The sequence below is a fragment of the Amycolatopsis sp. cg13 genome, assembly GCF_041346965.1.
Lineage (GTDB): Bacteria > Actinomycetota > Actinomycetes > Mycobacteriales > Pseudonocardiaceae > Amycolatopsis.
On the sequence record NZ_CP166848.1, the window covers coordinates 6,336,988 to 6,362,669 of the forward strand.

The window sequence follows — 25,682 nt, forward strand, 5'->3', positions numbered from 1 at the left end:
CCTCAGAAGTTCAGCGCCGCGATCCGCTCGACGTCGGCAAGGATGTTGATCTCGGTGATCAACCCGTCGGCCACGGTGAACGACAGCACCGAAACCGCCTTGCCGTCGCGCCGGGCGACGATGCCGGGGCCGCCGTTGACGGTCGCGTACTGCGACACCAACCCGACCGGACGGAACTGCGACGCGCTGCCCGCGACCTCGGCCGCGCCGCGCACGACCTTCGAGCCGAGCCCGCCAGTGTCGACGCGCAGCAGAGCGTCCGGGTGCAGGAGCGCGACCAACCCCTCGAAGTTGCCACCACGAGCGGCGGTGAGCCAGGCGTCCGCGATCTTGCGCTGCTGGGCGCGATCCGCCGGACCGGCCGGCGTCACGCCCTGCACCCGGCGGCGCGCCCGACTCGCCAGCTGCCGGACCGCGGCGGTGTTCTTGTCGAGCATGGTCGCGATCTCGTCGAACGGCACGGCGAACATGTCGTGCAGGACGAAGGCGAGCCGCTCCGCCGGGTCGAGCGCCTCCAGCACCACCAGCAGCGCGAGCCCCACCGAGTCCGCGAGGACCTCCTGCTCCGCCGGATCGACGCCGTCCCCGGTCTCCACGACCGGGTCCGGCACCCGGATGTCCAGCGGGTCCTCGCGGCGGGTCGCGCGCGAGCGCAGCATGTTGAGGCATTGGCGCGACACGATCGTCGTCAGCCAGCTGCCGGTGTTGCGGATGTCCTCTCCCGACGACCGCGTGACCCGCAGCCAGGTCTCCTGGATGGCGTCGTCGGCCTCGGCGAACGAACCGAGCATCCGGTACGCCACCGCCCGCAACCTGGGCCGATGCTCCTCGAACTGAGCCGCCCAAAAATTCTCGTCCTGTTTTTCGTCCCGCACTGTCACATCTTCTCCTCGGGCCGGGTCATACCAGCAAGACCCGCCGAACGCGGCGGACGTGACAGGAGGAGATCACCATGCAGGCTCGGATGACCCACCCGATCCAGGTGCAGCCGGACGCGATGAAGGCGCTGATGGCGCTGAGCAAGGCCACGAACGACAGCACCGTGCCCGCGACCACGCACCACCTGATCCACCTGCGGGTGAGCCAGATCAACGGCTGCAGCATGTGCGTCGACATGCACGCGCGGGAGATGAAGCAGGCGGGCGAGAAGGACGAGCGGATCTGGGGCGTCGGCGCGTGGCGCGAATCGACCTACTTCACCGACGCCGAGCGCGCCGCGCTGGACCTGGCCGAACACGTGACCCGGCTGGCCGACCGGACGGACCCGGTCCCGGACGAGGTCTGGGACGCCGCCGCGGACATCTACGACGAGAAAGAGCTTTCGTCGCTGCTGCTGTCCATCGCCGGGATCAACGTGTGGAACCGGCTCAACGCCGCGATCCGCCAGCCGGTCGGCTCGTTCTGAACCGCACTGGGGGTGTTGCCGGGCGCGGCGGCGAGGGGATCCGTCGCCGCTTCCGGCAGCTTCACACGTTCGCGGGCAACTGGTCCCGGATCGCCGCGACGGCGGCTCGTGGATCATCGGCCCAGAGGTCGAGCTGAGTGATTTCGACGGTGCCCTTGCGGCCGAGATCGACCAGTCGCGGTTCGCGAAGGGTGACCGAGAGGTTGGTCGCCTGGTTGATTCCTACTGCCAGCACCCCGTCTTCGGGCACGCTGACGCCGCCACGGGCCTTCAGCGACCGGCTCACCTGCCGGACGGAATCGATGCTGGACAACGGGATCCGATGGTCGAAGAAGGACAGATACCGCACCCGCAGCCCGTCCCGGCTGACCGAGTGCGGGTATTTGTAGAGGGTCGCGACGATCGCCAAGAACGCGAGCGCGCCCAGGATTTCCAGCACCAGCAACGCGATCCGCACCGGCACCGACTTCACCACGACCTCGACCATCACGATGTCGACCGGGTTCACCGCCAGCATCACCCAGAACATCGGGCGGATGGTGCGGCTGTAGTGGATCGCGACGCCGTCCGGCGGCACGTCGGTCTGGCGGCGGAGCACGAGCGCCAACGCCCTCGCCAGTATCAGCACTTGTCTCTTCACGGTGCCCCCTCCAGCGTCAGTCGGCGGTACCCAGCCGCGCGGCCCACTTCTCCTCTATTCTCCCGAATTTCCAGATCGCGAACGCGGCCAACCAGGTGACGATGAACAGCCCGACGATCGCGAAGCCCACGTAGTCCAGGTCCACCGAGGCGATCGCGGCGAGCGGGCCGGACGTGATGTCGAGCTTCTCGGCGAGCAGCGTCACCAGCTCGATGGTCCCGATGCCGAGCGCGACTGCCACGGAAAGCGCGGTGACCGTGAGGTTGTAATAAATCCTCCGGATCGGCCGGGAAAACGCCCAGCCGTATGCGTAATTCATGAGCACACCGTCGGCGGCGTCGAACAGGCTCATCCCGGCCGCGAACAGGATCGGCAGCACGAGAATCGCGTACCAGGGCAAGGCGAACGCGGCCGCGCCCGCCGCGAGCACGAGCAATCCGATTTCCGTCGCGGTGTCGAAACCGAGTCCGAAAAGGACTCCCACCGGATAGATGTGCCACGGCTTCCGCACCGCTTTGGTGGCCCCGCGCAACAACCGGTTCATCAGGCCGCGATTGTCGAGATGGCGTTCCAGCTCGGCTTCGTCCAGCTCGCCGCGGCGCATCCGGGCGAACACGCGCGCGATCCCGACGAGTACGACGAGGTTCATGATCGCGATCAGGTACAGGAAAATCCCGGACACCGACGTGCCGATCAGGCCGGTCGTCTCGTGCAGCGCGGAACCGCCGTCCTCCAGCTGCCCGGCGATCGCGCGCACGCCCATCGACAGCAGCAGGCACAGCGCGAAGACGATCGTCGAATGCCCGAGGGAGAACCAGAATCCGACCGACAGCGGACGCTGCCCGTCGGACATCAGCTTGCGCGTGGTGTTGTCGATGGCGGCGATGTGGTCGGCGTCGAAGGCGTGCCGCATGCCGAGCGTGAACGCGGTGACCCCGAGGCCGATCCCGAACGTGCCGCCCGCGCCGAGCGCGTAGTGCTGCGGCGCGACGACCAGCACCAGCAGTCCCCAGCCGACGAGGTTGAGCAGCAGGATCACGGCCGCCATGCCGCCGATCGACCATCGGTCGCCGCGAGTGAGCCGCTGCGTCATCGCCGTCCTCTCGCTTGCCGGAAAGCCGTGAAGGGCTCCTTGCGGGAATTAGATTCCCTCAAGGAGCCCTTCACGGACAATCGGGTAAAGCTCAGCCGGCGCGCAGGTGCAACGTGTCGAGCGCCTTGCGCACGTGCCCGCCTGCCGCGGTCAGCGCCTCGGCGGAACGGGTGACGTCGCTGCCGGACAGCAGGTGCACGAGCGCGACCTTGAGGTCGCCGCTGGCTTCGGTGAGCGCGTCCGAGCAGTCGGCCATCGTCATGCCGGTGGCTTCCTGCAGGATCCGGATGTTGCGGCCACGCAGCTTCGCGTTCGTCGCGCGCATGCTCACCATCAGGTTCGAGTACGTCTTGCCCAGCTTGATCATCGTCGCGCTGGAGAACGCGGTGAGGATCAGCTTCTGCGCCGTGCCCGCCTTCATCCGGGTCGAGCCCGCGATGGCCTCGGGTCCGGTGGCGACGGCGATCAGCACGTCCACGCCCGCCGGTTGCGCGGCGCGCGGGTTGGCCGAGACGAGCCCGGTGCGCGCGCCGATCCGGCTCGCCTCGGCGAGCGCGCCCAGGACGTACGGGGTGCGCCCGGAGGCGGCGAGACCGAGCACGAAGTCGCCAGGCCGCACCGAGTGCGCGATTTCCGCCGCGCCGGCGTCCGCGTCGTCCTCGGCGTTCTCGACGGCCTGCCGCAGCGCCTTCTCACCGCCCGCGTGGTGCGCGATGAACAAGTCGCCGGGCACATTGAACGTCGGCACGAGTTCCGCCGCGTCCAGCGTCGCCAGGCGGCCCGAGGTGCCCGCGCCGACGTAATGCACGCGCCCCCCGCCGCGCAGCGCCTCGACGGCGTAGTCGACCGCGCGGGCCAGCTGCGGCAGCACCGCGGCCACCGCGTCCGGCACCCGGCGGTCCTCGGCGTTGATCGCGCCGAGGATCCCCATGGTGGACATCAGATCGATGTCCACCGTGCGCGGGTTTCGTTGTTCGGTGGGCGAATCGACGTGCACCGTCTGGCAGGGGACGGACATCAGATCCTCGCTTCTTGGTTCATTTGCCGGTTTCCCGCGGACGACGACGACCGTCGGGTCTGACCCCGAGCCGGTGCGAGCCGACCGCGTCCCTCGTGGCGTCCAACGCGCTGACCGACGCCTCCATGTGGCGCTGTGCGACGCCGATGAAGAGGCAGTCGATCACGGTCAGCTGGGCGATCCGGCTCGCGGTGGCCCCGGAGCGGAAGGTGGTTTCGCGGGCCGCCGTGGTGAGCACGTGGTCGGCGACCTCGGTGATCGGCGAGCGCGGGAAGTTCGTGACCGCGACGGTCACCGCGCCGTGCTCGCGCGCGACCCGCAGCGCCTCGACGGTGTCCGTGGTCGCGCCGGTGTGCGAGACGCCGATCGCGACGTCGCCCGGCTTCAGCACGGCGGCCGAGGTCAGCATGATGTGCGTGTCCGACCAGGAGAAGCTCACGCGGCCGATCCGGTGCAGCTTCTGCTGCAGGTCAGCGGCGACGAAAGCGCTTGCGCCCACGCCGTACACGTCGACCCGGCCGGCTTCGGCGACGAGGTCGATGACGCTCTGCAGCGAGGCGACGTCGAGCTGGTCGGCGGTCTCTTCGACCGCGCGCGCGTCGGCGAAGCTGACCTTGCCGATGACGGACGCCAGGTCGTCGCCGGGGCCGATCTCGCCGCCGAGGTTGCGCGAGGTGCGCGCTTCGGTGCGGGCGGTGTCCGCGGCCAGCGCGATGCGCAGCTGCGGGTAGCCGCCGACGCCGACGGCCTTGCAGAACCGCGTAACGGTGGTCTCGGAGGTGTTCGCGGCCAGCGCGACCTCGGTGATGCTGCGGCGCGCGACGGCGGCCGGGTCCTCGAGGACAACCTTCGCGACGCGCTGCTCGGCGCGGGCGAGTCCGGGCAGCAGGGAGCGGATGCGAACCAACGGGCTCGCATCCGCGTCGCGCACCGCGGTCTGACCTGCGAAGTGCTCAGAGGGTGCGCTGCTGACTACGGAATCGGTATCATCCGCCGTCGGAAAGTTACTAACCGTTGGCATTTGCGACAAGGCTACCCACATCCTTCGGCAGAACCACAACCCGTCCGTGTCTGCGGACTTCGGTTTGCGATTAATCGTTGTCAAGAAAGTCGCCAACCGAGTCCACGGTGTTAACGACCTCAAGCTAACGACTTGGCAACTAAGTGTGTCTAGCGAAGGAGTCTTGTTCCACTGAGTGGGGACACGAAGGTGGCAATGCGCGGCGGAGTGCCTACCGAGTGCTCAATTTCCACCCCGAAGAGGCCAGCTCCGAGGGGTTTCGCTCACCATCGAGAACGACCTGGCCGCGTTGGGTGACTTTCACACTATCGAGGGAAACTCCCCGACCCGTGTAATTCGGATCGGTGCTGTAACGCCACCGAAGCGAGGTAGCGGCGGACGCGGGCACCTCCGCGGACACCTGCCACCAGGAGCGGTGCCCGTGCCCGCCGAGCGCGAGCGTCTCCTCGCCGGGCGCTCCCGGGCCACAGGCCCGCAGCGGAACAGGTTGCCAATTAACCCCGTCGGTGCTCGATTCCAGCTGTAACGGGTCGCTCGGGCCCTCTGTGTCGACGAAAGCGGCGAAGGACACGCTAAGTGGCGCACCCGCTGGAAGCGGTTGTGTGCTGAGCGTAGCGACGCCGTTGTTTCCCAGGCTCGCGTACCAAGCGTCGGGACCTTCGACCGGCCGTACGGCCATCGCTTTCGCGAGCGAGGTCGCCCAGACCTGGCGGGCGGGGTTGATGGAACCCCAGGTGCGCGTGGGGTGCACGCGGTTGGTGAGCAGCAACGCGAACGACCGCGATTCCGGGTCGATGACCAGCGTGGTGCCGGTGAAGCCGGTGTGGCCCGCGCTGATCGGCGACGCCAGCGCGCCCATGTACCAGGGCTGGTCCAGCTCGAAGCCGAGCCCGTGCTCGTCGCCGGGGAAGCGCTGGTTGTAGTTCGTGAGCATCTTCATGACGGTGTCCGGGCGCAGGATCCGGTGCCCGCGGTAACTGCCGCCGTTGAGGATGGTCTGGGCGAGCACGGCCATGTCGCCTGCCGTCGAGAACACGCCCGCGTGCCCGGCGACGCCGCCGAGCGACCAGGCGTTCTCGTCGTGCACCTGTCCGCGCACGAGGCCGCGCGGCGGGGTCGTCTCGTACTCGGTCGCGGCGACCCGGTTCAGCTTCGACGCGGGCGGGTTGTAGCCGGTGTCGACCATTCCGAGCGGCGCGGTGATCCGGTCGTGCACGACCTGGTCCAGCGGCTTGCCGGACAGCTTCTCGATCAGCAGGCCGAGGGTGAGCATGTTCAGGTCGGAGTACAGGTACGTGCTTCCCGGCGCGTTCTTGAGCGGGCTGTCGAGGATCGCCTTGCGCCGCGACGGGATGTCCGGATAGCCCTGCCAGAGCGACGGTGACGGGTCGGCGTCGAAGCCGGAGGTGTGCGTGAGCAGCTGCAGCACGGTGACGTCCTGCTTGCCGTTGACGCCGAACTCCGGCAGATAGCGCACGACCGGCGCGTTGACGTCCAGCTTGCGCTGCTCGATCAGCTGCAGCGCGGCGATCGACGTGAAGAGCTTCGAGATCGACGCCATGTCGAAAATGGTGTCGTTGCGCATCGGAACCTGCTGCTCCGGCGGCAGTTCGGTGCCCTTGGCGTCCGCGTACCGGAGCGCGCCGCCGACGGCGTAGCGGTCCACGACCACGCCGTCGTGCGCGAGCAGGCCGACCGCGCCGGAGAAGTGCGGATGCCCGCTGGCGTCCGGCTGCGTCCAGCTCTTCAGGAACTGTTCGGCGTCGCGGATCGGCTGCGGGTCGAGGTTGACCTCGCCCGGGCTGCCGTCGCGCAGCTTCGTGCTCGCCGGAGCGAACCCGTGCTGCGGACGGTCGAAGCGCCCGGCGAAGCCGCCGTGTCGGTTGTCGATCGTCGCTGCTCCCGCGGTCGTCGTGGCCGCGACCAATACGGCCAACGTCGCGACGAGCACTTTCCTAGCACGCATGGCCGCTCTCCTCAGCGATAGATCAGGTGGGGACGGCGTCTGCGGGCGAAGTCGGCGAGCTCGGCGCGCCACGCGCCAGTGATCTCGTCCACCCCGGCACCGGCGTCGACCATGGTGCGCAGCCGCGCGGATCCGGACAGCTTGTCGATCATGAGGTCCGGCCGCCAGCCGAATTTGTCGGGCGCGACGCGTTTGGCCGTCACGAACATCGAGACGGTGGTGCTGATCGCGTCGAAGGCCCGTGGATCGGTGACGGTGACCTGTACGCCGCCGCAAGGCTGGTTCACGAACTTGCCGAAGGTGGGCACGAAGTAGATCTCGCGGAACGCAGCGCCCGGCAGACGGAGCTTTTCGAGTTCCTCGCGCCAATGCCAGTCGAGGCCAGGCGCGCCAATGATTTCGAACGGCCTTGTCGTGCCGCGTCCTTCGGAGAACACAGTGCCCTCGAACATGCCTGTGCCCGGGTACACCAGCGCTGTGTCCGGTGTCGGCATGTTCGGGCTTGGCATGATCCAACGGAGACCGCTGTCGGCGAAGAAGCTGTCGCGTCGCCAGCCGCGCACCTGGACGACTTCGAGCTTCGCCAGCTGCACGCCTTCGCCGGGCAGGAACTCCGCGGCGAAGAAGCGGGCCAGTTCGCCGACAGTCATGCCGTGTTGCTGTGCGATCGGCTTCAGCCCGACGCCGGACGAGAACTTCGGGTCGAGCACTGGGCCGGACAGTCGTCCGCCGATGGGGTTTGGCCGGTCTAGGACGACGAAGGCCGCGTTGACCTTCGCTGCCGCGACCATCGCCGTGTACAGCGACCAGATGTAGGTGTAGAAGCGCGCGCCGACGTCAGCGATGTCGAAGACGACAGTGTCGAGTCCGGCCTTCTGGAACAGCGAAGCGAGCTTCGTCGCGTTGGCGCCGTACGCGTCGTACACGGGGATGCCGGTGCGCGGATCGGTGTAGTCGCCTTCGGAACCACCGGCTTGCGCGCTGCCGCGAAAGCCGTGTTCGGGCCCGAAGGCCGCGACGGGACGTACGCCCGCCGCGACCATCGAGTCGACAATGTGGTCCCCATTGGCGAGCACGCCCGTCGGGTTGGACAGCACGCCGAGCTGGCGTCCGGCGAGCGGACGCCAGCCCTGCGCGGCGAGCTGTTCGGCACCGGTGCGGACCCGGCCGGTTTGCGTTGCTTCGGGTGCCGCCTGTGCCGCCGCCGAGCCGCTCGCCAGTAGTGGGACGGCGAGCGCCGGAACGGCCAGGAAATTCCTGCGGTTGAGAGTCACCAGGTCAGCCCGTGTCCGAAGGGGTATTTGACGGTGTGCACGTCCGCCCCGGCCGGGACGTCGACCGGCAGCTTCCCGCTGGGCTTCGTCTCGCCGAGCACGACCTTGGCCAGCGCTTCGAGCGACGGCGTGATGTAGCCGTAGGTGGCGAGCCAGGTCGGCACCGGATTCGCGTACCCGGCGTCATACGGGATCTGCGCGGCGACCGCGACCACCGGCTTGCCGGTGTCCATCAGCGCCTGAAGAAGCTTGCCCTGCAAGGGGAATCCGCCGAGGTTGTTGGTCAGCACCACGACGACGTCGTTCTGCTTCGCGGCGTTTGCGGCCTCGGCGATCTGCGCGTCGGTCGGCGTCTGCCCGGTGGCCAGCGCGGTTGCCTTCGTGCCGTGCGCGGTGAAGCGGGCGGCAAGCGTTTGCGTCGTGGTCGCGCCCCAGCCGGTGACCAGTACGGTCGACGGCTTCTGCTTGAGCGGCAGCACTCCGGCGTCGTTGGCGATCGCGGTGACCGACCGGTCGGCGATGCCCTGCGCGGTCGCCAGGTGTTCTGGTGTGCCGACCTTCTTCATGACCTGCGAAGGGTTGTTGAACGGCGAGTACAGGATGCCGCGCTTGAGCTTGAGCTTCAGCACCCGCAGCACGCTCTGGTCGATCCGCTGCATCGGCAGGTCGCCGGACTTCACGGCGGCGAGCACGGCGTTGATCGCGACGTCCAGGTGCACCGGCATGAGCAGCTGGTCCACGCCCGCTTTCAGGGCCAGGACCGGGATTTCGGCGTCGCTGTGCATCTCCCGCACGCCCTGCATCTCGAGCGAATCGGTGATCACGACGCCGTTGTAGCCGAGTTCGCCGCGCAGCTTGCCGGTGATGATCGGCTTCGACAGCGTCGCCGGCTCGCCGGACGGGTCGAGGCTCGGGAACTGGATGTGCGCGCTCATGATCGAGTCGATGCCCGCGGCGATCGCGGCCTTGAACGGCGGCACGTCGATCGCCCGCCACTCTGCTTCGGTGCGATTGATCTTCGGCAACCCGGTGTGACTGTCGGTCGCCGCGTCGCCATGACCGGGGAAGTGCTTCGCGGTGGACGAGACGGTCTGGCTCGCCGGCCCGGATTCCTGGTAGCCCTTGACCTCCGCGGTCACGAAACTGCTGGCCAGGTCCGGTCGTCCGGAGAACGACCGGACGCCGATCACCGGGTTGGCCGGGTTGGAGTTGACGTCCGCGTCCGGCGCGTAGTCCTGGTTGATGCCGACCGCGCGCAGCTCGTGGCCGAGGATCGTGGCGGCCTTGGTCGCGGCATCGGTGTCGCGACCGGCGGCGATGGCCATCGAATTGGGGAATTCGGTGGCCGGCGCGCCCATCCGCGTGACCGTGCCGCCCTCCTGGTCGGTGCCGATCTGCAGCGGGATGTGCGCGCCGCTGGAGATCGCGGCGCGCTGCAGGCCGTTGGACAGCTTCGCGACCTGCGTGGGGCTCTCGAAGTTGTCGCGGCTGGTGTTGTGGAAGTAGATGACGCCGCCGAGGTGGTACTTCTGCACGGCCTGCGCGGCGGTGTCGACGCCGAAGTCGGTCTGGTTCTTCGGGTTGACCTCGTCCGCGGACTTGCCGTTCACCCACGTGACGAACAGCTGCCCCACTTTTTCTTCCAGGCTCATGCCGCGCAACGCCTGTGCCGCGGCGGCGTCGAGCTGCGCCGCCTGCTGCTGGGGTGTCTGCTGCTGTTTCGGCGCCGCGAACGCCGAGGAACTCAACCCCCCGACGGCGAGCACCCCCGCAAGGGGAACGGCGAACACCTGCATCCTCCGCGTGCGCGCGAGTCGGTTCGTCACGAATTGCCTCCCAGTGTCGCGTGCCGCCGCGGGTGCGGACGCGAGTCGTGAAGCGTCCACCGGGCAGCACCGGTATCGGGAAGCTACTCACCGCGATACGGGGTTGTCCATCGGCCGAGCGCAGGAACGGGAGGGTTCACCTGGGAGGACGGCGCCTGGCGCGGGTCCCGGGTGCGCGCGGATTTCTTCGAGCGTGGCTCGGTCCGCTGCGCTTGCTCCGGAAGTACCTGCGCCTGCCGTGGACATAACACTGGCGGCGCCCGTCAGCCGAGGCCAACGGGCGCCGCCAGTCAGCGCGAACATCTCGGGCGACCAAGCGTGCAACTCTGGTCGTACCTTCATGGACTCGGCGTCCGGCGTCCCGGTACGCAGTCCCTAGACGACGAGCCTCCCGCGGCGTGCTGCGCGTGGGTACCCGGAGTCCGCGCACGGAGGTTGCCCGGGGTGACAGAGGCTTCTCTTCTACCTCTGTCCTGGCCGAATCAACGTCCGCACCTACTTTCTACGCCGTGAGCGCGGTCACTTCAAGTGCGCGTACGGGTGCACCGGTACAGAGGCTCGATCCGGTGACAACACCACCCTCAGCAACGGACCTAGCTGCGGAAACCGGAGTTTTGGTACCGCCACGCGGGTACTCAGCCGTCCGCGCCGCGAGACCGGCGGCGCCGGCTCAGGCTGTACCAGGTCGCGCCCGCCGCGACCGCGCCCACGCCGAGCGCGACCATCCCCGCGGACTTGGCCGGGATGCGCGTGCGCAGCGACATCGGCCGTTCGAACGCGAGGACCGGCCACTCGTGCTCGTCCGCGGTGCGGCGCAGCAGCTTGTCCGGGTTCACCGCGTGCGGGTGACCCACCACCTCCAGCAGGGGGATGTCGGTGCTGGAATCGGTGTAGGCGAAGCAGTCGGCGAGGTCGTAGCCGTAGGCGGCGGCTTGCTGTTTCGCGGCGACGGCTTTGTTCTCGCCGTAGCAATAGAAATCGACCTCGCCGGAGTAGCGGCCGCCGACGATCTCCATGCGGGTGGCGACGCACCGGGTCGCGCCGAGCATCTCGGCGACCGGCGCGGCGACCTCCTCGCCGGTCGCGGAAAGCACGATCACGTCGTGGCCGTCGGCGAGGTGCTGCGCGATGAGGTCGGTCGCCTCTACGTAGACGAGCGGATCGACTACGTCGTGCAATGTTTCGCGCACGATGGCGGAAACCTGCGCGACATCCCAGCCCGCGCACAGCGCGGAAACCTCGGCGCGCATCCGCTCGGTCTTGTCCGCGTCCGCGCCGGCGAGCGAGAAAACCAGTTGCGCGTAAGCACTTCGCAGCGCCGCGCGACGGTTGATCAGTCCCTCGCGCAGCAGCGGCTTGCTGAACGCGAGCGCACTGGACGACGCGATGATCGTCTTGTCGAGATCGAAGAAGGCGGCTACGCGCCGGGGTGCTTCGTCGCTGCGGGGTTCGGCCACGTGATCAGGATAGGCGTACCGCGCCGTGTTGTTGGCAGCACACCGGTCGTGGCGGCGGCCGGAAAATCGATGACATCGGCTCGCTTACGGCCTCGGGTGCCGTTATCGAATCGTATGTGTCACTCACACAGCCAACTCATAGCTAACGGAGTTACAGTGAACGGACCCGGTCGTGAACCGGGCTGGTTCAGTCCGACCCCCCGGGGCTGAACCCCTGGCGGCCCTCGTCCCTCCCCCCTGGCGAGGGCCGCCTTCTATTCTCCCCCTTTCCGCATCGGCGAACAATTTTCAGGTCTGTCCCGAAACCGTTGCGCAGCCTGCACTTCTGGCCCTGACCTGGGCTGTCACGGTCGTTCACTGCGCGCCTCGCGAGCAAGATCAATTAACCGCGCGCTTACCTATTCTGCGTTTCCTCCTGTCGTTGTGCCTGTTACTCGTCTCAGTACGGCAAATTTCTTCTTTTCACTTGATTTTCCGGAGGTTCTCCGCGGCAATCGTTTTCTCGTCCGAATGTGCGGGCTCGCGCATTGTCCAGAGCGGGCCGACACTCCGGCGGTTCTGGATCGATTTCGCCCGTCCGGTTGTCCACAACCCCCCGGTTATCCACAGGACGGAAAAACGGGCATTGCCGGCCGCTCCGGTGGCGAGCGACGGTGGAAGTCCGGCCCGCGAACCCAGGGGAGGGGCACATGGCCACCGCACAACCGCTCGTCGTCTCCGGCGAGGGAACCGTCTTCGAAGAGATCCGCCGCGTCGCCGCCGTAGTCGGCTGCGAGTTCGACCACGCACCAGACCTAGCCACCGCACGCGGACGATGGACGCGCGCCCCGCTTGTAGTGCTGGACGAGGACATCGCCGCTGACAGCCCGCCAATGCCACCACGCGACAGCGTCGTCCTCGTCTGCAAAGGCACACCCAGCCTGGAAACCTGGCGCCGCGCCGCCGCACTAGGCGCACGCCGCGTCTTCAGCCTGCCCGACGACGAAGCGGGCCTGACCGGCGCGTTCGCCGATGTCACCGACGCCCCAGCTGAATCCCCAGGCCCAGTAGTGGCTTTCGTAGGCGGCCGAGGCGGTTCCGGCACCTCCGTACTGGCCGCCGCGGTTGCCGTCGAAGCCGCCCGCACCGGCCCCGCGCTGCTAGTCGACTGCGATCCTTTAGGCGGCGGACTAGATCTCCCGCTAGGCCTAGAACACACGAAAGGCCTGCGCTGGCCGGAAGTTCGCCTGTCCGGCCGGGTCTCCGTCCCGTCCCTGCTCGCTTCACTCCCGAGCCGCGGCAAGCTGCCCGTGCTCTCCTGCGGCCGCTCCGGCGATGGCCCGACCCCAAGAGCCTTGTCCGCCGTGGTCGCCGCAGGAAGCCGCGCCGGCCGTACCGTCGTCTGCGATCTACCGCGCCATTTCGACGACGGCACAATCACTGTCGCTTCCACGGCCGACCTAGTCGTGCTGGTGGTCCCCGTCGAATTCCGCGCTTGCATGGCAGCGAAACAGGTCCTGAACCACCTCCGCCCGCACACTGAACGTTTCGCGATAGTCGCAAGTGGACACCCCATCGACGGCGTTACGGCTTCACAAACCGCAGGCATGCTAGGCCCGCCCGTGCTCGCTGCCGTACCCCCAGAACGCCGAGTAGCCACCACCTTGGAATCCGGCGAGTTCGACCTGCCCCCGAAGGGCGCACTGGCCACCGCCGCCCGCGCGGTACTGGCCGACCTGCGTCCCCTTCCCCTTGCACAGGCGGCATAAATGACAACCGACCTAGTAGAACGCGTCCGCCACCGCCTGGCAGGCGAAAGCCGAGGCACCGACCCCATCGCCCTAGCCGAAGCCGTCCGCGCAGAAGCTGGCGGCGCCTTGAGTCACGACGCAGTGCTAGCCGCCGTCCGCCAAGCCAGAGACGAGTTCGTAGGCGCAGGCCCCCTGGCGCCTTTGTTGGAAGACGACACCATCACCGACGTCCTAGTAACGGCCCCCGACGAGGTATGGACCGACGGCCCCCTTGGCCTCTCTCGCGCAACAATCCGCTTCCTGAACGAGGACGCCGTCCGCCGCCTAGCGCAACGCCTGGCCCTAGCCGCAGGCCGCCGCCTAGACGACGCCCAGCCCTACGTAGACGGCTGGCTCCCCGCCCGCCAAGGCCGAATCCGCGTCCATGCCGTACTGCCGCCCATCGCCGCCAACGGCACCTGCCTGTCGCTGCGCGTCCTGCGCCCGGTGACCCACGACCTGGCCGCACTCCAAGCACACGGTTCCATCGACACAACCGCCCTGAGCATCCTCCGCGCAATCCTGAAGCACCGCCTAGCCTTCCTCATCACCGGAGGCACCGGTGCCGGAAAAACGACCCTCCTGAGCGCCCTGCTAAGCGCGGTAGCCCCGACCGAACGAATCGTCTGCGTAGAAGACGCCGGCGAACTACGCCCGACCCATCCCCAGTTCGTAAGCCTTGTCGCCCGCCCCGCCAACGTCGAAGGTGCGGGCGCGGTGGAACTCCCAGAGCTGGTCCGCCAAGCCCTGCGAATGCGCCCAGACCGCCTGATCGTCGGAGAAGTCCGAGGCGCAGAAGTGTGCTCCCTGCTGAACGCCATGAACACCGGCCACGACGGCGGTGCCTGCACCCTGCACGCGAACTCCCCCGCAGAAGCCCCCGCCCGTTTAGAAGCACTAGCCGCCCTAGGCGGTCTCCCACGAGATGCCCTGCACAGCCAACTGGCCGCAGCAGTCCGCGTAATCCTCCACATGCGCCGAACACCCACGGGTCGCCGCCTGACGGAAGTCGCAGTACTCCAGCGCTACCACGGAGAAGTCAAAACCCGTCCCGTCTGGCGCGACGGCCACTGGACGAGCCGACGCTCCCTCTTCACCGCCCTGACCACTCCCGAATCCGCCAGCGACTAACCCTTTCGCTATCTGACCGCCCCAGCATCGAGGTGCCCCCGTTGATCTCCGCATGGCCGTTCCTCTGCGCAGGCACCGGAATCCTGTGCTGGCCAACCACCCCCAACCGCCTCCTCGCGGCACCCCGCATCCACCTACGCCTCCCCATCCCGCCCCGCCAATCCCTCTGGCTCGCCCCAGCCGTCATCGCCCTGCCACTGGGCGGAATCGGAGCCGCGATAGCCACCGCTCTGCTCACCCTCGCCGTCCGCCAGGAATGGCGCAGCAGAAAGGAAACCGCCGAAACCCTGACCCGCGCCGAACGCACCTCGACCGTCCTCCGCACGATGGTCTCCGAACTCCGCGCCGGTGCTCACCCCGTAACCGCCGCCGAAGCGGCCGCCGACGCCGTCCCCGAACTAGCCGCGGAACTGCACAACCTCTCCACCGCCGCCCGCCTGGACGGAACCCTCGACTCGCCCGCGCTCCCCGCGCTCGCCCAATCCTGGAACCTCGCCCGCCGCCACGGCCTGCCCATCGCCGACGCCCTAGACGCCACCCGCCGAGACGTCGACGCCGAAGCCGCCTTCGCCCGCCGCCTGCACGCGAAAATGGCCGGACCGCGGATGAGTGCGGTAGTCCTGACCGTGTTACCCGTCGGCTGCCTGGCCATGGGCCAGTTAATCGGAGCCAACCCACTGGCCGTCCTCACCGAAACCCTTATCGGACAAGCATTCCTGGTCGCCGGAGCAGCATTGCTATGGGCAGGCACTGCCTGGTCCAGAGCCCTAACGAACCGCAAGGCCGTCCCATGACCACCTTGAGCCTCGCCCTCGCCGCCACCGCACTACTGCTCTGGCCCAGTTCCGCCCCACCCCGACACCTGGCCAAGCCCAGCCACCGCATCCGCGCCCCACGACCAGAGCTATGGCACCCCGCCGCCGCAATCGTCATAGGCCTGTCCGCAACCGTCGTCGCCGGAATCCCAATAGGACTAGCCGCCGGAGCAGGCACCTGGTGGCTCCTACGCCGATCCCGCCACCCCAAAAAACCAGACGACACCACGGAACGACTCCGCTCAGCATCCGTCCTAGACATGCTCGCCGCCTGCCTACGCGCCGGAATGCCAGTCCCCACCGCCCTGGAAGCCGTCGCACCCGGCGCGCCGTCAGACACCGAAAACGCCCTGCACGCAACAGCAAACCTGCTAGCCCTAGGCGCGGACCCAATCCCTTCGTGGGTGCCGACCCGAACCAGGCCAGGCTTCGCCGAGTTGGCAGTCGCAGCCACCCGTACCGCGCGGTCCGGGGCAGCACTCGCCTCGACCGCGGCCGACCTGGCCCACCGCATCCGCGACGGACTGGGCGTCGAAGCCGAAGAACGCGCCGAACGAGCCGGAGTCGCCCTGGCCCTGCCAGTCGGTTTGTGCTTCCTGCCAGCGTTCTTCGCCCTCGGCGTGCTGCCGGTCGTACTCGGCCTCGCCGGACGAATCGGCGGCCTGCTGTGACCCATCCCCGACAGAAAGGAAATCGGACCATGTGGTTCCTGCCCGGAGACGAAGGCACCACCACCGCCGAATACACGATAGCATTGGTTTAGCACCGTCCAAGGAGACACCCGTTGAGAGTCCTCGGCCGCATCCGCCTATCCCGCGTCACCGACGCGACCACCAGCCCCGAGCGCCAGCGCGCTGACATCGAACGATGGGCCGCCGCTCACGGTCACGAAATCGTCGGGTGGGCCGTAGATCTTGACGTCGGCCGGTCGGTGAACCCGCTGGAAGCCCCCGAGTTGTCGACGTGGCTCAACGACCCGGAAAAGGCGTCGTCGTGGGACATCATTGTGTGCTGGAAACTCGACCGGTTGGCCGTCGGCTCGATCTACCTCGCCGACGTGATGAAGTGGTGCCAGAAGAACGGCAAGACCATCGTGAGCACGTCGGAATCCTTCGACCTGTCCACGTGGGTCGGCCGGATGCTCGCGGCGCTGCTGGCCGGAGTGGCCGAAGGCGAGCTAGAAGCGATCCGCGACCGCAACACCTCGGCCGCGCGCCACAACATCCGCAGCGGCAAATACCGAGGCGGCGTGGCTCCGGCCGGGTACCGGGGCGAGAAAATCGACGGCGAGTGGCGCTTGGTGCAAGACGAAATCATTGCCCCGGCCATCAAGGAAATCGTCAGGCGCGTGCTCGACGGCGAGCCGATCCGTCGGATTCTCCGCGACTTCGACACGCGCGGCGTGCCCTCTCCGAAGGCGCGTGCGGACACGCAGGCCGGACGAGGCGACAAGGGCCGGAAGTGGTCCGTTACGGCCACCATTCGACTGCTGCGCTCGCCCACCATGCTCGGGCAGATCGTCTACCGGGAGGCCCTGGTTGGCGCGGACGGACAAGTTCAGCGTGACGACAAGGGACGCAAGGTGTACGGCCCGGAGATCGTCCTTCGGGACGAGTCCGGCGCTCCGGTGGTCAGGTGCGAACCGCTGGTGACTCGGGACGAGTTCGACCGGGTCGGCCGGATGCTCGATGACCTGTCCGGCAAGTACGGCCCCAAGCGGCGCAAGAACCCGGTCTCGCCGCTGTTGAGGGTCATCTACTGCGGTGTGTGCGGGAAGCCGGGATACAGGCAGCGGGGCCGGTATTTCGACTACTGGCGGTGCGCCTCGCAGCAATCCCACCAGGGCCCGTGCGCTAATCGCGGCTGGCGGTACGACGAGGCTGAGACGTTCGCAGAAACGTTGCTGCTAAGCGATTTCGGCGACAAGCCGATGCGACGCCGGGAGTTCGTCCCGGGCAACTCGAACGCGGCAGAGTTGGCCGAGATCGAGGCCGAGCTAGCCGACGTGGCCGCCCTGGTCGGAACACCCGCGTTCCGAGGGGAGGCCGGGGCCATTCTGGTCCGGCGGTCGGAAGCGCTGGCGGCCAGGCGGGACACCCTTGAGGCCCTACCTTCGGTTGAACCCGGCTACCGGCTGGTGGAGACCGGGCAGACGCTGCGGGAGGCGTGGGACGCCTGGACCACGGACGAGCGAAACCAATTCCTCCGGAAGTCCGGCGTCCGCGTGATCTGGTCCAAGCTGGCAGAGTCCGGCCTCGCGGTCGACTTCGAGACCTTGCACCTTGAGAAGCTGCTAGCGGGGATCGATCCCGGCCTAGACGCGGCGGAGGAGTACGAACGCCTCACGCCACCAGACCCGGAAGAGGCCGCCAGCATTCCGGCTAGCGGCGGTCCTGAAGCTGACGTTTGAGCGCGTCAACGTCCCACCGGGCATGTCCGCCCGGCGTCACCACCTCGGGCGTGACATCGCCTGCTTTCCACCACCGCTGAAGCGTCCGGCGGTCGACACCGATGGCCTTGGCGGCCTCGGCGGTGGGAAGCAGGCGATCAGTCACTTGCCTACTTTCACCCGCAGATGTCGCACTCGTCCATCCAGGTGACGCAGTCCACCGCGTTAATACGCGAACACAGTCGTTCACGTACGATTGTCGCGTTTCGCCGCGTTCGGGAGGGCTGCTATGGGCGGGTACTCGGCCGTGACGCCGGTCTGGACGATGACCACGGACGGGTGGCGGCACCTGGTGGTGATCGTGCTCCGGCACTCCGACGGCACGATCGTGAAGGCGATGTGTCGTCGGTGGCTGGCACCCGCGCCGCCAATCGGCGATCCCGAGAGATGCCCCGAGTGCGCCGAGCACGACAACCCCGGCGAATGAACGAAGACCCGGCGCGGCAGCTCGGCGAGGCACTCCGCGAAGCGCGCGAGCAACGGCGCTTCGGCGTGCGCGAGCTAGCCCGGCGTATCGGCGTTTCGCCGGGGCGGATTGCTTTGTGGGAGCAAGGCAAGCGTGTGCCCAGCCCTATACAGGTCGGGCTCATCCTCGGTGCGCTCGGCATCGTGGGCACCGAGCAGAAGCGAATTCTGGAACTGGCGTTGTTCCTCCGTCTCTACCGGGCAGGCGAACGCGCCTAGTCCCAGGAGGCGTGACTTAGTTTCTCTGGCGGTTTGAGCCCCCGCACCAGCTCGGCCGGGTCAGCCCCCAGTCCGGCGGCGAACTTGAGCAGGCTGTGCAGGTTGACGTTCCGCAAGCCGCGTTCCACTTGACTGACGAACGTCCAGTGCACCCCGGCTCGTCGGGCTAGTTCCTCCTGACTGATGCCCTGCTGCTCCCGCAGGTTCCTCACGCGTACGCCCAGCTCACGCGTGGCTTCCGACTGCGGTTCCTTCGCCATGCGGGCAACCTACCTCCCTGATTCCGCCCCTCGCTCAGTCGGCGATCCGCTACCATCCGTGTCTGTCTGCAAATGCAGACAGACACCGGGTGGGGAGGGCTCGTGTGGGAAGACGTCAACTTCTCGATCTACCACCCGTGGGAGAGCCAGCCGCGGCAGGACGGTTTCGCCCTGGAGCCGGACCACGCAAAGAAGATCCTTGATGAGCTCAAGGACTACGAGGCCCGACTGCTGGCGATGAAGCGCAAGGTTGCCCGGCTGCTTCAGATGAAGCCCCCGTCGCAGGACCCGTCAACCGTGGCCGCGCACGTGGCGATGGTCGGCGACGGCAAGGGCAAGCTCGGCGCGTACTCCTACGGAGCTGACGCGCTCGACGCCCAGTTGGCCTACGTCACCGAGCTGGCAGACCGGATTAAGAAGGCGCTGGCCGCGATCGGCGAGAACGAGCAAGACCAGACCAAGACCATTCAGAACGTCGACCCCGACAAGCCCACAGGAAATCTCTGATGAACCTGCGCGCCACCGCAGCGGTGCTCGGCCTCGCCCTCCTCGCCGCCGCCTGCTCCTCGCCGACGGACGGCACAGCGACTCCGCCAGCCTCGGCCACAGCGCCGTCGAGCCAAGCGTTGCCTTACGGCGGCGCGCCGAAGGTCGAGAACCCATTGCCGGACAACGTGTTTTCCGGCGATCCGTGCCATGGACTCACCCCGCAGCAGATCACCAAACAGCTTGGCTCCGCGCTGCCCGGAAAGCCCACCAACCAGCCGGTCCCAAGCTGCGACTGGACCAACCCGGACACCAACGCCTCCATCGGCTTGTCCTACTACCCCGCGAGCAACGACGGCCTCAGCAACACCTACGTGAACGTCAAGCCGCAGATGAAGCGCTGGGACGTGCTGCCGCCGATCCAGGGCTTCCCGGCCGTCGCCTACGCCACCCAGGCAAGCCAGACGCCCAACACCTGCGACGTGGTCGTAGGTGTCACGGACCGACTGGCCTTCATGGTCGACGTCGCGCCCCGCATGGAAAGGCTCGGCAAGGTCGACAGTTGTGCGGGCGCGGCGGACGTGGCCAACGACGTTGTCACCACGCTGAAGCAGAAGGCCGGTCGCTGACGCTACGCGGCCCGCACGGCTGGCCGCTGCTCCCGCGACGCTAACGCGCCGGATTGGTCCAGTGGCGCACATCCCCGCGCCCGAGGTAATCCCTGGTCAGAGACCTGAACCCAAACGCCGGCCGTGGGCTGCGGTTCCGGATTGGTTCGCCCCCAACTGAACCCCTTTTCTTGTCTGTGCCCGCTGTTACGCTTGAGGCATGAGAAGCACCACCCCTCGTTAGGCGCTCCCATTGCGTCGAGGGGAGGCGCTCCGTCCGGCCGCTCGCAAGGCAGCCCCCAGAGGGACGGAGGGCCTGGCCGACCCGCACTGGAGAACTGCGCCGAACTGAACACCGATTAGCCCCCGGCGGGAGCTCTGGGTTCCACCGGATCATGGCCCGGTGAAAGGTGTACGCGCGTGTTCGGTGTTTCGATACCTGTGGCGGTGCTCGTTGTCGTTCTGGCGTTGATCGGCGTCGGGGCTTACTGGGTGCACTTGGCGAAGGCTCAACCCGGCGACGCTTTCGAACTGAAGATCGCCCGTTTCATCCAAGTGAAGATCAGCCGTCGAGCCGACTCGGACGACGACCCCGAGCCGCCGCGCAAGATCGATCGAGGCGCACGCTGAAAGCCGCGCTGGCGCGTATCAACAGCTCCACGACATCGGAATGATCGTGCTTGAATCTCGCCATGGCTTCCGAATGGATCACGGGCGCGTTTGGCGCAGGCGGAGCGGCGATCGGTGCGTCGGCGACACTAGCGGCGAACTGGCTCACGGGTCGCACTCAGGAAAAGCTGGAGCGGGCGAAGCGCGGCGGCGCAAACATCGACCTCCGTCGAACGGTGTGCGCTGAGTTCCTTGCATCTGTGTACAGCTACATCGATAAGACACGAGAGCTGATAGACGCGGCATACACGCGACGTGACGACTCAGCGGCCGACGCCGCACGTGAGGCGTACATGATCGAATGGGAAAGGTCAACCAGAAGGTTGGGCCAGTTGTAATCGTGGGACCCGATTCGGTGCGCGAGGCAGCCAACACGCTCAGGGACCTCCTTGAGGGAGCTGGCGCGATAGCCGACCAGCATTACGAGCACCTCAAGACTGGCAAGCGTCGGTACAACACTGCTGACTTCTCCAGCTTTCGTGACGAGTTGGAGAAGGAACTGGCGAGCTTCGTCAAAGAGGTCGCCAGACACACTCAGGATCCCGAGGCGTGACCCCCGACCCGTAACGGAGGGTCAGCGGCAGCACCTCCCAACGGAGCCCGCCCACTCTTCGACTGCTCTAGTCGGCCTCGGTCGCAAGACGTTCCCTTGTGCCGCAACGCTTCGCCTTTGATAGCCCGCACCCTGCAAGAGCTTCGTTATACGAGGTTTCCGCAGGTAGAACCACCATTCGCCGACTTACGATGTGGCCGACCGTTACCTAATGAGCACCTTTTGAACCTGACGGACCGGACAGAGACCTCCCCAGCGGTCCGGGAAAGATCCACATCAGGGGTCTACCCCCTGGGGGTATCAGTGATCAAGTCGACATGCACATGATCATGACCTTGTCAACCCCTGTGTTCGAGATCACCCGAACCCTTGGTTGGCGATGGTCTCCCGCGAGTGGCACGAGTGACACAAGCCTCGACCGTGCTTGGGATCGTTGGGGTCCAGGCCCTTGAGCACGAGCTGATCCCTGCTCAGTGGCCAGTGGTCCGCGTGCGCCGAGCGTCTGCGTCGACACAGCACGCACACCGGATCACGAGCGAGCACCGCGCGCCTGAAGCCTTGGTGCCCACGCCCGCCGTAGCCGCGGCTGGCACTGGTGCCCCGTGCCCTGTCTGCCTGTGCTCGGTGGTCTGGACATCGGCCGCCGCCTTCGGTCAGCTCTGGGCACCCGGCCACCGTGCATACCCGGTAGCCCGGTCTCACGGGAGGGCGAAGCCGTACGAGGTCTCGTCGTCCCCGTCGTCATCCTCGGCCAGTTCGGTAGCCGACCCGAGTGCGAGCGTCACCGAGTTGTCTTCGCGGGCAATGCTGAGAGAGAAGACCTCCCGACCGAACAGGTAGAGGACACAGGACCACGGTGGCATCCCTTCGGGGGAGTAGGTGGGGCGGCAGGGCGTGAGCCCTGCCGTGCACCTACGGCCCGGCTGGCTATTCGGCTCGGCCGTCGGTCCCGTCGAGGCTCCCGTCCGTCTCGGCGTTGATTCGCAACCGGGCGAGTTTGGCAGCTTCAGGGGGCGAATCAATGAGACGCCGATTCCGGATGAGGTCGCCGAGAGGGTTGCTCTTCAGGACGGTCCCCCGGTTGACGACGTTCGTCTCCCAAGCACCGAGAACCGCCCACTGCCCGATCACGTCGGCGGCCTGCGAGACGCGAGACTCAGCAGCTTTGAACGTCGACCACGCGGCGAGGTATGCCTGTTCGGCTTCCTGGTAAGCGGCGACCGCCTGCGCCCCGCACGCGGGAGCATCCTCCCTGATGGCCTTCCTTACGGCGTTGCGGGACGAATACGCGGCTTGCGTGTGCTGGGCAGCGAGCGCCAACGCGCGGGCTCGCTGCTCCCGCAGCTTGTCCAGCTCGTATGGAATCTCGCCGGTATCCCTGCCCTCGGCCAGCGCGGCGGTGACGGCCGCTCGATATCGCTCGTCGGCGAGGGCTTCCGGTGTAGTTTGCAGGACGTCGTACGCGTCAGTGAGCGCGTCGTCGGCGGCCCCGGTATGGCGGGCCATCTCCTCGACGGCTTCGGCGATCTTGTCGGTGACGTAGCCGCCGGGGGTATCCGGAACGTCGGGGATGCGTTCCGTCGCGTGGTCGAATTCGGACCAGGCCGAGCGGTCTTCGAGAGTCATTGTTTTCTCCTTGTTAAACGAAAAGAAGCGCCTTTGGTAGGCGCTTCGGGGGTTTGCTATTCGGCCGCTGAGCGGGGGCCGTACTTGGGTTTCCGTGTCTGACGCTGAACGGTGACGGGTCGGCACCACGTCCGGACTACGCGCACTTCGGCCGACCCGTCTTCGAGATCTACGATTTCGTACAGGCCGCGGACGCTGCCATGAGCGACCACGAGCGTGCAGCATCCGTCTGCTGCCAGCGCATCGACCATGCCGGGCGAGAGATAGCGGGAGACATCAGCTATCGGAACGGGCTGACCGTATTTGGCGGCGGCGCGAAGGTACGAGCGTTTACCGGTCGCTGGAGTCGGTTTCTTCGGCGGTGGTGTCGGAACTGGGGTTGTCACGTAGTCGCCTTCCGGAGCTGGGAGTTGGCGGCGAGGTACGTGGGCGCGTCGGGGTAGACGGCGTGACCACCAGCCACGTGAACCGCGCTTCGCTCGATCAACGACCAGCCGCCCTCGGCCTCGCACCAGGCGGGCAGCACTCGGGCCCTCACCAGGCGGCAGACGTCGCAGACAACGACGCGGGCCCTGGTGCGCCGGACGGCCGGGTTCTCCGCTTGGCGGGCGAATGCGCCCGCTGTCTCGTCGTCGGTCACGAGGTCACCTCGGCGACCATGCGGAGCAGTCGTTGCGTCGAGTCGTAGGACGGCCGGTTGTCCTCCCGAAGCCAGCAACGGACGGCTTGCTCGGTTACCCCGAGCTTCCCGGCCAGCGCGCGGACGCGTTCGCCGTGGGTGTCCCCGCGCTGCCGGTTGATAGCGGCGGAAACCAGTTCGGATGCAGACTGAAACACTTCTTTCTCCTTTCAGGAAACGAAAAAAGCCCCGCTGGGGCGGGGCTACTGGGGTAACGCGAAAACTAAATCCGATACGGGAGCGGGAACAATCGGGAAGGAAGGGCCATTCGATCATTGTCGGAAGACTTGTTGTCCGAACGGCCCTTAAAGCCCGCCCCTGGGTCCGATCTATAGAGACTGCCACATCGGGCGATTCCGTGTGCAGAGTGACTTAGTTCACCTGTAGGCACTGCCGCTCGGACCGTTTGCGGCACACCGCGTGTCTGGGTTCACCCTATAGACACTGCCGCATCGGCGGATTTTGTGCGCGGCGTGACGTCGTTCACCCTTTAGACACTGTTCCATCGGCGAATCCGGAACACGACGTGACCGGGTTCACTGCGGCAGTCCTGCCAGCAAGGCACCAGAGCTAGCCGCATAGCGATGAGTAGAACGCCCCGGCGGTGCCTTCTTCCTCGGGGACCTGCCAGTCATGCGGACTCTTGCACGTTCCACCAGTCGGCATGACGGCCGCCGCGTTTGCATATGCAGTCGGTGAACCGATTCCAACCGGGCTCGTCCACCTCAACCGGGCAGACGTCGTTGTCCGGCTCGGTCGACTCGTCGTCTGCGGTCAACGCGTACTCCCCATTGTCGGCGGCTATCGCAGGTTGAGCGCGCGAAGCGGCGCTCTTCTCGTTGACTCCGGCTGTCTCCACACCGGCTGTCTCCACACCCCCGGAGGGTGTGGTGGCGTTAGCGTCGGTGCCCTGGCGCATGACAGAGCTTTGTTTACTAGAGAATCGGGCGGATGATCCGCCCATTGCGTCCCCAGCATCCTGGGCTTTCGGGGAAGCAGCCGAAACGTATCGGGCGGATGATGCAGCCGAAACGTCTGCCGCCTCGGCCGGGCGTATCGGGCGGATGGTCCGCCCACTACGCTGCCCCCGGTGTTCCCGATAGTCGGCTGGCCAGGCAAGCCGCCAGACCGTCGCCCTGTTCTTTTTCATGCCGGTATCCACGATCCAGCCAGTAGCGGCCAGCGTGTCCAGGTGCTCACGCTCGACTCGCTCGGATCGGCCGGTGATCTTTGCCAGAGTCCGGCGGGATGCGTGGAAGGTGCGCTGCCCGTGCCAAGCGCGCTCAGCGAGCACCAGTGCCGTAACCCACGTGGCCGCTCCCATCCGGTCATCTCGCATTACGGCAGACGACCAGTCGCGACGCCATTTGCGGGGGCCTTGTTCGTTGCTGTCCTCGAATTCGAGCGCCTCGGTGTGGTCAGCGCTGGCGCTGGTGGTCATCGTTGCGGTTCTCCTCGTTGAAGGGTTCGCGCCGGGTGGCGCGGAGTTCGTAGTAGTGGCGGGCGGCGCGCTTGCGCCGTTTTTCTTGCTGTGCCGCGGAATACCGGCGTTTCTCGGGCATCACTTCTCCTGGCAGGTGCAGTCGGTGCACAGGTCCCACTCCAGCGAGCTGGTGTTCACGGTTGCGGGGCCAGCACAGGCACCGAGCGGCCGACGCACGGCCCGCAGCCCGGGTCCGGCGTGCCGCCGTGGCCGCTGTCGGCGTGGGCAGCCGCAGGGTGCGGGGACCCGGCGCTTGCCGCGCCGGGTCCGTCGTCAGCTCATTTCGCCATCTCCCTGGTAATGGCGATTTCACTCGACCCAGCAGCGGGCCGACGCCGACACGGTCGGCCCGTCGCACAGCAATTCCGGCGCTCGCCGTTCTCCGGCAAGCGTCACCAGCGACACCACGGCGGCGAACGAGGACAGGAACAGCGCGACCATGACGCCGAAGTCCCGGGCGGTCACGCGGCCCGCCGTTCCTGCTCACGCAGCAGCGCGATAAGCCGGTCGGAGACTTCGGCGTGAAGCTCGGATTCATCCTTGGTCCAGGAATCCAGCGCGTCTAGTGCAGCCAGAGTCTCGTCCGCCGAGCCGATTCGCTCGGCCAGCCAGTAGTCAGTGAGCCGCGAAAAAAAGTCGGCACGCAGTGCCTCGGCCGCCTCGCGATTCAGGAACACCAGCGCCATCCGGTAGGCCGTCGACTCCCCCAACCCGAACGCGAATTCGGTGTACTGGTCGTACTGGTCGCGAGTGATCTCTCGCATTGGTGG

The 25,682-nt window shown here is 67.2% G+C and carries 32 protein-coding genes; 13 read left to right on the plus strand and 19 right to left on the minus strand.

Annotation, left to right across the window (positions count from 1 at the left end; genetic code table 11):
- Positions 1-2: 2 nt before the first annotated feature.
- The gene (locus tag AB5I40_RS29535) at positions 3-881 is read right to left on the minus strand and encodes a sigma-70 family RNA polymerase sigma factor (RefSeq protein WP_370933512.1); all 879 of its coding nucleotides are present in this window, start codon (positions 879-881) and stop codon (positions 3-5) included.
- A gap of 83 nt (positions 882-964) precedes the next feature.
- Here AB5I40_RS29535 and AB5I40_RS29540 point away from each other — a divergent pair, with 83 nt between their 5' ends.
- Complete coding sequence (locus AB5I40_RS29540) at positions 965-1,405, plus strand: carboxymuconolactone decarboxylase family protein (RefSeq protein ID WP_370933514.1); 441 nt, start codon at positions 965-967, stop codon at positions 1,403-1,405.
- Between the two features lie 61 nt (positions 1,406-1,466).
- On the opposite strand, the gene AB5I40_RS29545 is transcribed toward AB5I40_RS29540, so the two are convergent.
- From AB5I40_RS29545 to AB5I40_RS29580, 8 genes are all read right to left on the minus strand, one after another.
- Complete coding sequence (locus AB5I40_RS29545; protein WP_370933516.1) at positions 1,467-2,045, minus strand: hypothetical protein; 579 nt, start codon at positions 2,043-2,045, stop codon at positions 1,467-1,469.
- 16 nt (positions 2,046-2,061) lie between these two features.
- Positions 2,062-3,138 carry a HoxN/HupN/NixA family nickel/cobalt transporter gene (locus tag AB5I40_RS29550; RefSeq protein WP_370933518.1) on the minus strand — a complete coding sequence of 359 codons (1,077 nt, stop codon included), beginning with the start codon at positions 3,136-3,138 and terminating at the stop codon, positions 2,062-2,064.
- A gap of 91 nt (positions 3,139-3,229) precedes the next feature.
- The gene (locus AB5I40_RS29555; protein WP_370940633.1) at positions 3,230-4,159 is read right to left on the minus strand and encodes an N-acetylmuramic acid 6-phosphate etherase; all 930 of its coding nucleotides are present in this window, start codon (positions 4,157-4,159) and stop codon (positions 3,230-3,232) included.
- 16 nt (positions 4,160-4,175) lie between these two features.
- Positions 4,176-5,177: a MurR/RpiR family transcriptional regulator gene (locus tag AB5I40_RS29560; RefSeq protein ID WP_354748273.1), complete on the minus strand. Its 1,002-nt coding sequence runs from the start codon at positions 5,175-5,177 to the stop codon at positions 4,176-4,178.
- Positions 5,178-5,388: 211 nt separating this feature from the next.
- Entirely contained in the window at positions 5,389-7,143 is a 1,755-nt protein-coding gene (locus tag AB5I40_RS29565; RefSeq protein ID WP_370933520.1) for a serine hydrolase, read from the minus strand.
- Between the two features lie 11 nt (positions 7,144-7,154).
- On the minus strand, positions 7,155-8,417 hold the full coding sequence (locus AB5I40_RS29570) for an exo-beta-N-acetylmuramidase NamZ domain-containing protein (RefSeq protein ID WP_370933522.1): 1,263 nt from the start codon (positions 8,415-8,417) through the stop codon (positions 7,155-7,157).
- Positions 8,414-10,213, minus strand: coding sequence for a glycoside hydrolase family 3 protein (locus tag AB5I40_RS29575; RefSeq protein ID WP_370940634.1), 1,800 nt, complete (start codon positions 10,211-10,213; stop codon positions 8,414-8,416). Before AB5I40_RS29575 ends, AB5I40_RS29570 begins: the two co-directional genes overlap by 4 nt.
- A gap of 665 nt (positions 10,214-10,878) precedes the next feature.
- Positions 10,879-11,700 (minus strand): HAD family hydrolase, encoded by an 822-nt coding sequence (locus AB5I40_RS29580; protein ID WP_370933524.1) that lies wholly within the window; start codon positions 11,698-11,700, stop codon positions 10,879-10,881.
- Positions 11,701-12,389: 689 nt separating this feature from the next.
- Here AB5I40_RS29580 and ssd point away from each other — a divergent pair.
- The 5 genes from ssd to AB5I40_RS29605 all read left to right on the plus strand — a co-directional run bounded on the left by ssd (position 12,390) and on the right by AB5I40_RS29605 (position 17,825).
- Positions 12,390-13,448, plus strand: coding sequence for a septum site-determining protein Ssd (ssd, locus tag AB5I40_RS29585; RefSeq protein WP_370933526.1), 1,059 nt, complete (start codon positions 12,390-12,392; stop codon positions 13,446-13,448).
- Complete coding sequence (locus AB5I40_RS29590) at positions 13,449-14,600, plus strand: TadA family conjugal transfer-associated ATPase (protein WP_370933528.1); 1,152 nt, start codon at positions 13,449-13,451, stop codon at positions 14,598-14,600.
- Between the two features lie 32 nt (positions 14,601-14,632).
- Positions 14,633-15,394, plus strand: coding sequence for a type II secretion system F family protein (locus AB5I40_RS29595; RefSeq protein WP_370933529.1), 762 nt, complete (start codon positions 14,633-14,635; stop codon positions 15,392-15,394).
- A 281-nt stretch (positions 15,395-15,675) separates the two neighbouring features.
- Positions 15,676-16,086 (plus strand): type II secretion system F family protein, encoded by a 411-nt coding sequence (locus tag AB5I40_RS29600; RefSeq protein ID WP_370933531.1) that lies wholly within the window; start codon positions 15,676-15,678, stop codon positions 16,084-16,086.
- 113 nt (positions 16,087-16,199) lie between these two features.
- Positions 16,200-17,825: a recombinase family protein gene (locus AB5I40_RS29605; protein WP_370933533.1), complete on the plus strand. Its 1,626-nt coding sequence runs from the start codon at positions 16,200-16,202 to the stop codon at positions 17,823-17,825.
- Here AB5I40_RS29605 and AB5I40_RS29610 read toward each other — a convergent pair.
- Positions 17,797-17,970 carry a MerR family transcriptional regulator gene (locus AB5I40_RS29610; protein WP_037363781.1) on the minus strand — a complete coding sequence of 58 codons (174 nt, stop codon included), beginning with the start codon at positions 17,968-17,970 and terminating at the stop codon, positions 17,797-17,799. The two genes, AB5I40_RS29605 and AB5I40_RS29610, sit on opposite strands and share 29 nt — an antisense overlap.
- A gap of 123 nt (positions 17,971-18,093) precedes the next feature.
- Between AB5I40_RS29610 and AB5I40_RS29615 the strand changes: the two genes are divergently transcribed.
- Together AB5I40_RS29615 and AB5I40_RS29620 are read left to right on the plus strand one after the other, a co-directional pair.
- Positions 18,094-18,291, plus strand: a complete 198-nt coding sequence (locus tag AB5I40_RS29615) for a hypothetical protein (protein WP_370933534.1) — start codon at positions 18,094-18,096, stop codon at positions 18,289-18,291.
- Positions 18,288-18,548 (plus strand): helix-turn-helix domain-containing protein, encoded by a 261-nt coding sequence (locus AB5I40_RS29620; protein ID WP_370933536.1) that lies wholly within the window; start codon positions 18,288-18,290, stop codon positions 18,546-18,548. The genes AB5I40_RS29615 and AB5I40_RS29620 overlap by 4 nt, the downstream gene beginning before the upstream one ends.
- Here the strand turns inward: AB5I40_RS29620 and AB5I40_RS29625 are convergent.
- Positions 18,545-18,808, minus strand: coding sequence for a helix-turn-helix domain-containing protein (locus AB5I40_RS29625; RefSeq protein ID WP_370933538.1), 264 nt, complete (start codon positions 18,806-18,808; stop codon positions 18,545-18,547). The two genes, AB5I40_RS29620 and AB5I40_RS29625, sit on opposite strands and share 4 nt — an antisense overlap.
- 102 nt (positions 18,809-18,910) lie before the next feature.
- On the opposite strand from AB5I40_RS29625, the gene AB5I40_RS29630 reads away from it, so the two are divergent.
- The 5 genes from AB5I40_RS29630 (at position 18,911) to AB5I40_RS29650 (ending at position 21,124) form a co-directional block, all read left to right on the plus strand.
- On the plus strand, positions 18,911-19,315 hold the full coding sequence (locus AB5I40_RS29630; RefSeq protein ID WP_370933540.1) for a hypothetical protein: 405 nt from the start codon (positions 18,911-18,913) through the stop codon (positions 19,313-19,315).
- Positions 19,315-19,923 carry a DUF3558 domain-containing protein gene (locus AB5I40_RS29635; protein WP_370933542.1) on the plus strand — a complete coding sequence of 203 codons (609 nt, stop codon included), beginning with the start codon at positions 19,315-19,317 and terminating at the stop codon, positions 19,921-19,923. The genes AB5I40_RS29630 and AB5I40_RS29635 overlap by 1 nt, the downstream gene beginning before the upstream one ends.
- A gap of 399 nt (positions 19,924-20,322) precedes the next feature.
- A complete protein-coding gene (locus AB5I40_RS29640) occupies positions 20,323-20,532 on the plus strand; it encodes a hypothetical protein (RefSeq protein ID WP_370933543.1) in 210 nt (69 codons plus the stop codon).
- Positions 20,533-20,594: 62 nt separating this feature from the next.
- A complete protein-coding gene (locus tag AB5I40_RS29645; protein WP_370933545.1) occupies positions 20,595-20,909 on the plus strand; it encodes a hypothetical protein in 315 nt (104 codons plus the stop codon).
- 17 nt (positions 20,910-20,926) lie between these two features.
- On the plus strand, positions 20,927-21,124 hold the full coding sequence (locus AB5I40_RS29650; RefSeq protein ID WP_370933546.1) for a hypothetical protein: 198 nt from the start codon (positions 20,927-20,929) through the stop codon (positions 21,122-21,124).
- Positions 21,125-21,822: 698 nt separating this feature from the next.
- On the opposite strand, the gene AB5I40_RS29655 is transcribed toward AB5I40_RS29650, so the two are convergent.
- The 8 genes from AB5I40_RS29655 to AB5I40_RS29690 form a co-directional block, all read right to left on the minus strand.
- Positions 21,823-21,987 (minus strand): hypothetical protein, encoded by a 165-nt coding sequence (locus AB5I40_RS29655; RefSeq protein ID WP_370933548.1) that lies wholly within the window; start codon positions 21,985-21,987, stop codon positions 21,823-21,825.
- Between the two features lie 64 nt (positions 21,988-22,051).
- The gene (locus AB5I40_RS29660; protein WP_370933549.1) at positions 22,052-22,750 is read right to left on the minus strand and encodes a hypothetical protein; all 699 of its coding nucleotides are present in this window, start codon (positions 22,748-22,750) and stop codon (positions 22,052-22,054) included.
- 382 nt (positions 22,751-23,132) lie between these two features.
- On the minus strand, positions 23,133-23,390 hold the full coding sequence (locus tag AB5I40_RS29665; protein ID WP_370933551.1) for a hypothetical protein: 258 nt from the start codon (positions 23,388-23,390) through the stop codon (positions 23,133-23,135).
- Entirely contained in the window at positions 23,387-23,587 is a 201-nt protein-coding gene (locus tag AB5I40_RS29670; RefSeq protein WP_370933552.1) for a hypothetical protein, read from the minus strand. The genes AB5I40_RS29665 and AB5I40_RS29670 overlap by 4 nt, the downstream gene beginning before the upstream one ends.
- 473 nt (positions 23,588-24,060) lie before the next feature.
- Complete coding sequence (locus AB5I40_RS29675; protein WP_370933554.1) at positions 24,061-24,870, minus strand: hypothetical protein; 810 nt, start codon at positions 24,868-24,870, stop codon at positions 24,061-24,063.
- Positions 24,848-24,991, minus strand: a complete 144-nt coding sequence (locus AB5I40_RS29680) for a hypothetical protein (protein WP_370933555.1) — start codon at positions 24,989-24,991, stop codon at positions 24,848-24,850. The genes AB5I40_RS29675 and AB5I40_RS29680 overlap by 23 nt, the downstream gene beginning before the upstream one ends.
- A 230-nt stretch (positions 24,992-25,221) precedes the next feature.
- Positions 25,222-25,377, minus strand: coding sequence for a hypothetical protein (locus AB5I40_RS29685; protein ID WP_370933556.1), 156 nt, complete (start codon positions 25,375-25,377; stop codon positions 25,222-25,224).
- A complete protein-coding gene (locus AB5I40_RS29690; RefSeq protein ID WP_370933558.1) occupies positions 25,374-25,676 on the minus strand; it encodes a hypothetical protein in 303 nt (100 codons plus the stop codon). Before AB5I40_RS29690 ends, AB5I40_RS29685 begins: the two co-directional genes overlap by 4 nt.
- Between the last annotated feature and the right edge of the window lie 6 nt (positions 25,677-25,682).

Excerpts from the sequence above, each read along its gene's own strand:
- AB5I40_RS29540 (WP_370933514.1), top strand. The coding sequence starts at position 965 with ATGACCCACCCGATCCAGGTGCAGCCGGACGCGATGAAGGCGCTGATG.
- AB5I40_RS29550 (WP_370933518.1), bottom strand. The coding sequence starts at position 3,138 with ATGACGCAGCGGCTCACTCGCGGCGACCGATGGTCGATCGGCGGCATG.
- AB5I40_RS29560 (WP_354748273.1), bottom strand. The coding sequence starts at position 5,177 with ATGCCAACGGTTAGTAACTTTCCGACGGCGGATGATACCGATTCCGTA.
- AB5I40_RS29565 (WP_370933520.1), bottom strand. The coding sequence starts at position 7,143 with ATGCGTGCTAGGAAAGTGCTCGTCGCGACGTTGGCCGTATTGGTCGCG.
- AB5I40_RS29575 (WP_370940634.1), bottom strand. The coding sequence starts at position 10,213 with ATGCAGGTGTTCGCCGTTCCCCTTGCGGGGGTGCTCGCCGTCGGGGGG.
- ssd (WP_370933526.1), top strand. The coding sequence starts at position 12,390 with ATGGCCACCGCACAACCGCTCGTCGTCTCCGGCGAGGGAACCGTCTTC.
- AB5I40_RS29590 (WP_370933528.1), top strand. The coding sequence starts at position 13,449 with ATGACAACCGACCTAGTAGAACGCGTCCGCCACCGCCTGGCAGGCGAA.
- AB5I40_RS29600 (WP_370933531.1), top strand. The coding sequence starts at position 15,676 with ATGCTCGCCGCCTGCCTACGCGCCGGAATGCCAGTCCCCACCGCCCTG.
- AB5I40_RS29615 (WP_370933534.1), top strand. The coding sequence starts at position 18,094 with ATGGGCGGGTACTCGGCCGTGACGCCGGTCTGGACGATGACCACGGAC.
- AB5I40_RS29620 (WP_370933536.1), top strand. The coding sequence starts at position 18,288 with ATGAACGAAGACCCGGCGCGGCAGCTCGGCGAGGCACTCCGCGAAGCG.
- AB5I40_RS29625 (WP_370933538.1), bottom strand. The coding sequence starts at position 18,808 with ATGGCGAAGGAACCGCAGTCGGAAGCCACGCGTGAGCTGGGCGTACGC.
- AB5I40_RS29635 (WP_370933542.1), top strand. The coding sequence starts at position 19,315 with ATGAACCTGCGCGCCACCGCAGCGGTGCTCGGCCTCGCCCTCCTCGCC.
- AB5I40_RS29645 (WP_370933545.1), top strand. The coding sequence starts at position 20,595 with ATGGCTTCCGAATGGATCACGGGCGCGTTTGGCGCAGGCGGAGCGGCG.
- AB5I40_RS29655 (WP_370933548.1), bottom strand. The coding sequence starts at position 21,987 with ATGCCACCGTGGTCCTGTGTCCTCTACCTGTTCGGTCGGGAGGTCTTC.
- AB5I40_RS29660 (WP_370933549.1), bottom strand. The coding sequence starts at position 22,750 with ATGACTCTCGAAGACCGCTCGGCCTGGTCCGAATTCGACCACGCGACG.
- AB5I40_RS29675 (WP_370933554.1), bottom strand. The coding sequence starts at position 24,870 with ATGACCACCAGCGCCAGCGCTGACCACACCGAGGCGCTCGAATTCGAG.
- AB5I40_RS29680 (WP_370933555.1), bottom strand. The coding sequence starts at position 24,991 with ATGCCCGAGAAACGCCGGTATTCCGCGGCACAGCAAGAAAAACGGCGC.
- AB5I40_RS29690 (WP_370933558.1), bottom strand. The coding sequence starts at position 25,676 with ATGCGAGAGATCACTCGCGACCAGTACGACCAGTACACCGAATTCGCG.